Origin of the sequence: Agriterribacter sp. (genome assembly GCF_035444585.1) — a bacterium.
Lineage (GTDB): Bacteria > Bacteroidota > Bacteroidia > Chitinophagales > Chitinophagaceae > Agriterribacter.
Genome location: NZ_DAOMOZ010000262.1, coordinates 1 through 5,866 on the forward strand (window position 1 = coordinate 1; position 5,866 = coordinate 5,866).

Annotated in this window: 4 protein-coding genes; all 4 read left to right on the forward strand. The window is 47.8% G+C overall.

Annotation, left to right across the window (positions count from 1 at the left end; genetic code table 11):
* Nucleotides 1-1,987, forward strand: a 1,987-nt coding sequence (locus PLH26_RS19455; RefSeq protein WP_324587687.1) for a HEAT repeat domain-containing protein, incomplete at its 5' end; no start/stop codon positions are given.
* 616 nt (nt 1,988-2,603) lie between these two features.
* A complete protein-coding gene (locus PLH26_RS19460; protein ID WP_324587688.1) occupies nt 2,604-5,141 on the forward strand; it encodes a TonB-dependent receptor in 2,538 nt (845 codons plus the stop codon).
* Between the two features lie 143 nt (nt 5,142-5,284).
* Nucleotides 5,285-5,548 (forward strand): hypothetical protein, encoded by a 264-nt coding sequence (locus tag PLH26_RS19465; RefSeq protein WP_324587689.1) that lies wholly within the window; start codon nt 5,285-5,287, stop codon nt 5,546-5,548.
* A gap of 73 nt (nt 5,549-5,621) precedes the next feature.
* On the forward strand, nt 5,622-5,866 hold a 245-nt coding region (locus tag PLH26_RS19470; RefSeq protein WP_324587690.1), incomplete at its 3' end, for a glycosyltransferase family 2 protein.

The following is a 5,866-nucleotide window of genomic DNA, read 5'->3' on the forward strand; positions in this document are numbered from 1 at the left end:
GGATGATGCACAGGGAGCAGGCTCTGCCGAACGCATAGAAACAAAAAAACTATTATCCGAAAACTTTAGCGGCAAATCGGAAGAAGAGTTGTCGGCCATGCTGGAAAACCCGGATATGCGGGTACGTCAAAAAGCACAGTTTGAGCTCGTAAAACGTGGCGGAAACGGAGCGGCCATTTTTCAGAAAACATTTTCCGTGTCGGGTAACCAACTGGCACGCATAAACGCAATATGGGGTATGAGCCAGCTGGCACGGAAAGACAAAAAATACGCTGTTCCGTTATTGCCCCTGTTGCAGGACAGTGATCCCGAAATAAGGGCACAAGCGGCCAAATGGCTGGGTGACATGAAATATGCTGCGGCAGGTGAAAAACTGGTGCCGCTTTTAAAAGACACAGCCAGCCGGGTTCGGTTTTTTGCAGCGGAAGCGCTGGGAAGGATCCGATACGAACCTGCTATTGACGCTATTGTTGCAATGCTGCAGGATAATAACGATGAAGACGCTTACCTGCGGCATGCCGGTAGCCTTGCACTGGCACGCATAGGAAAGGCGGAGCCCGTTATCGCCCTGGCGCAAAGCCCTTCCCGCGCCCTGCGCATATCAGCCGTGGTAGCGCTCAGGAGGATGGGCGATGCCGGTGTTGCAAAGTTCCTCAGCGATAAGGATGAGTTCGTAGTAACAGAAGCAGCACGGGCCATTAATGATGATAATGCTATAAAAGATGCTTTACCGGCTTTGGGAGATCTGCTTGGTAAAACCAATTTTACAAATGAAGCACTGATCCGGCGCAGCATCAACGCCAACCTGCGCACCGGCAGCGAAAAAGCCATGCAGCAGTTGATCAGCTATGCCATGAAGGAAGGCGCTCCGGCAGCAATGCGGGCCGAGGCCATTGGCGCCCTGAGTGTATGGGCAAAACCGTCGGTGCTGGATCGAGTAGACGGCTATTACCGCGGCGTGGTGGAAAGAGATCCCGGCCTTCTGCAAAAAAACATGGGATCTCCTTTAGCAGCATTGTTGAAGAATAAGGAATTGCCTGTGCGTCTCAGCGCAACAAAAGCCGTCGCGCTGCTACACATCAGTGATGCATTACCGGCGCTGTTTGACCTGGTTAAAAATGACCCTTCGCCTGAGATGCGGATTGAAGCGCTGAATACCGTGGTTGCACTCGGTTACCAGCGGGCAGGCGATGCTGTGAGCCAGGCGCTTTCCGACAAGGAAAAGAAAGTAAGGGTTGAGGGGCTTAACCTGCTGCAGCAAATGGATCTTCCCAAAGACCTGATGGTTTCATTGTTATCAAAAGTAATAGCTACCAAAACAATGGAGGAAAAGCAGGCAGCCATACTTGCCCTGGGAAACCTCCCCAAAGAAAATGTACAAAAGCCGCTGGAAGAACTGCTCAACACAATGGCTGCCGGAAAATTATCGCCCGATCTGTATCTTGAGCTGGGCGAAGCCATAGACAGCAGCGGTGCGGTTGAATTAAGTGCAAAGTATAAAACCATTACTCAAAAATTATCACATGGCGACCAACTGGCCGCATATGCAGGCAGCTTATACGGCGGCGATGTATCAAGGGGAAGAGCTGTTTTCTTCCGCAACCAGAATGCGCAGTGCATGAAATGCCATTCTTACAACGACAGGGGTGGCAATGCCGGTCCACGCCTTAACGGAATAGCTTCACGAATAAGCAGACAGCAAATACTCGAAGCGTTGATTGATCCGGGTGCCCGTCTTGCACCGGGGTATGGCATTGTTGTTCTTGAATTAAAAGACGGCAGCAGTGTATCGGGTATACTGGACTCGGAAACAAAAACCAGCCTCACTTTAAAAATAGGCGGCGAACCTTTACGGGTGATTGCAAAAGACCATGTTGCCAAAAGAACCGACGCCCCATCGAGCATGCCCGATATGAAAACCATCCTTTCCAAAAAAGAAATCCGTGATGTGGTTAGCTTTTTGGCTGCACAGAAAGAGGATGATTAAACGATAGAGCAACTGTGGTAAATAAAATTCTGATCCATTATAATACGTGAGAAGAGAAATCTGCCGGCCGACGGACAGGCGACAGACACCAGATGCCCGCTTTCCCGTTTGTCATTTTACGCTTAACTTAACAATAGCTTACTTATTCAACATCCAAAGCTCACGTTACTGCACTTTATTGTAAGTTCATCAATAGGCTGCCGGCGTAACTATCCGTATAAGCCATACAAATCAATATTCTTAACCATTATTATCCGGCAAAAGTAATAAAAGCCTTTAGCAGCCTGACTTTGCCTCACCCCAACCCCTCTCCAGCCGGAGAGGGGCTAAAATACTCTCCTTTATTGGCTTTCGTTTAACTTTCAAAAGTTTTCTCCGGCCAATAATTCTTAATATTTTAAAATAAAGTCTACAAATTTTGTAGACTAATAAAAATGCTATAACATTGCCCGATATTTAATGAAACAGTTGATATATGTTTTGCCCCTGCAATAATATTCACCGATGTTGTCTCTGCAACTAAACTTATGCCACATTAAGTAATTTTTTTATTCTATTATTCTACTAATTTAGTAGACTTTACAATCACATTTCCTCGTCAATCAAAACTTTATACATGAAACGCATGCTCTTTGCTTTAGGATCCTTATTGCCCGTACTGGCTTTTGCACAATTTACCGGCCGGGTAGTAAATGAAAACAACGATGGCATTCCTTACGCCAGCGTAACCATAAAAAAAACAAACACAGGTGCCATTACCGATTCTTCAGGCCGCTTTTCTCTGGACATTGACCGGCAGCAATTCCCTTTTTCACTGATTATAACTTCTACAGGATATGAAGCCAGGGAACTGGTCGTTAGAAACAGGAATATAAATAATGTGTTGGTGCAGCTTCAGTCACTGTATCAAAAAGATACGATCATCATTACTTCCAGGCGGCGCAGCGAAGTGCTGCAAAATGTTCCTGTTCCGGTTTCTGTAGTAACCCGCTCATTGGTGGAAGATGCCGGCGCTTTTAATGTAAACCGGCTGAAAGAGCTGATCCCTTCGGTTCAGCTTTATTCTTCCAACCCGCGCAACACGGCGCTGAACGTGCGCGGACAGGGCACCACGTATGGATTGACCAATGACGGCGTGGAACCCGGCGTTGGCTTTTATGTAGACGGGGGTTATTATGCGCGGCCGGCAGCGGCAACACTGGATTTTATTGATATTGAACGGATAGAAGTATTGCGCGGTCCACAGGGAACTTTATTCGGAAAAAATACCACAGCCGGTGCATTTAATGTTATTACCCGCAAGCCCGGCTTTAAACCAGGCGCCAACTTTGAAGTGAGCTATGGCAACTACGGGTTTATCCAGGCCAAGAGCTCCATCACCGGGGCTTTGTCCAAAAAATTAGCCGGGCGGCTGTCTTTTTCCGGTACACAGCGTAACGGGCTCATTGAAAACATAGCAACGCAAAAGAAAATAAATGATGTCAACAACCTGGGCATCCGCGGCCAACTATTGTATACGCCATCAGATAAAATAGATATCACGCTGGCAGCAGATGCAAGCAGCCAGCGGCCCGACGGCTATGCACAGGTAGTGGCAGGCGTTGTAACCACACAGCGCCCTGCATACCGGCAATTTGAACAAATCATTGCTGACCTTAATTATGACCTCCCAAGCCGGAATCCTTTCGACCGGAAAATGGATCACAATACGCCATGGCGGTCGGGCAACGACCTCGGCGGCGCTTCACTGAATGTTGACATAAAACTCGGGCGGAGCACTCTTACTTCTACATCGGCCTGGCGCTACTGGAAATGGGATCCTTCAAACGACAGGGACTTTACCGGGCTTCCCGTGCTAACCTTATCGCAGGCGCCCTCTAAACATACCAACTGGTCGCAGGAGATACGGTATGCAGGCGATTTCACTCCCCGGCTGAGCGGTGTGCTGGGCTTGTTTGCCATTGGGCAGGACCTGAAAACAAACCCATACCATACAGAAGAATCCGGAGCTGCACAATGGCGCTTTTCGCAAAACACCATCGATCCGAAATGGAATACGCCCGGCCTTTTCGACGGGTATGGCATAAGAACAAGATCATCACTCAATACCTTCAGCGGCGCGGCATTCGGGCAATTAGATTTTGCCATCACCGAACGTTTGCATGTACTGGGCGGGTTACGTTATAATTACGACAATAAAAAAGTAGACTTCAACCGTCAAACCTACGGAGGAATGCAAACGGACGATCCGGCACTGATCGCACTCAAGAAAACCGTATACGCCGACCAGGCTTTTAAAACCAACACCGACAACACCAACCTGTCCGGTCTGCTCACGCTGGCATTTAAAGTTGCCGGCCAGATCAACAGCTATGCTACTTTTTCTACCAACTACAAATCCGTAGGACTTAACCTGGGCGGACTACCTACGGCAAACGGGGAAGTATTACTGGATCTGGCTGCAATAAAGCCTGAATATGTAAAACATTTTGAGTTTGGTATAAAAACAACGCCGGCGCCGGGCACTACCCTCAACCTAACGGTTTACAATACCAATATTAAAGATTACCAAACGCAGGTTCAAACTGCTGAAGTAGGCGTGAACCGCGGTTACCTCGCCAACGCCGAAAAGGTACGCATCCGCGGCATTGAATTTGATGGCAATACCAGGCTCAGTAAACATTTTTCGGTATACGGCGCACTGGCATTCACCGAAGGCATATATGTGTCCTTTAAAAACGCACCGGTGCCATTGGAAGAAACCGGCGGTCCCGCTGCATTTAAAGATATTTCGGGAGGTGACCTTCCCGGCATTTCCAAATGGACAACTTCATTAGGCGGAGAATTTACTGCTCCGGCCCTATTTTTAGGCAAGGCCGGGAAGTTCTTTATAGCAGCAGATGGTTACTATCGTTCCTCTTTTTCTTCGAGCGCATCGCCTTCAAAGTACCTGAACATTGATGGCTACGTTCTGCTGAACGCCAGGCTTGGTTTCCGGACTCCTTACGGCTTATCGGCTTTTTTGTGGAGCCGGAATTTGCTTGATAAAAACTATTTTGAGCAATTGTTGCCTGCCGCCGGCAATGCCGGTCATTACGCCGCTGTGCCTGGAGATCCCAGGACCTTTGGCATAACCCTGCGCTATAGCCTGTAAGCTGGAAGCTTATTAATACTTCAATTGTTTTTTACCGGCTGTCTCATCACGGGCAGCCTTTTTGTTATGGGTTAAGCAGCAGCTTGCTTATCTAAGGTACAGGAACACATGAATATTTTTGTTAGGTAAAGCAAATCAGGCGAGTGGGTACCGTGAAAAGTGAGCCGCCTATCAGACACTTCCTTCGTCGGCGTGACAGGCTGTGGGTTGTTGGGCCGGACTTGGTTGCAGGTACCCGGCATCGTTACCATCGCTGGTTACCGGCAGGCAGGATGAAAGAATGGCGTGATGTTGAGCATTGGTATAATAGTGCATTGTCGTTCCTTCTGCCTGTCATTGGCACAAATGAAGCATCTGCAGCAGGATGCAATGAAGCAATGAATAATTATAGTGAAACGGATGCATAGCGATTTAACAGCCACCGATTCCCAGTGCTGAAAAAAAACGGTTATTTTTGTTTCGAATGGGAAAGCAATACTTATGATCAGCGTAATTATACCTGCTTTAAATGAAGGGGCCACCATCCGGAAAGTAATCCAGCGCATCAGGCAAACTACTGTACCGCAGGAAATTATTGTAGTGGATGATAATTCTACAGACCATACGGTAAGTGAAGCTTTAAAAGAAGGGGCAAGAGTTATTACCAGTTCCAAAAAGGGGAAGGGCATATCTATGCACGAAGGAATGCTGGCAGCAGGTTTTGATATAATCGTTTACCTTGATGC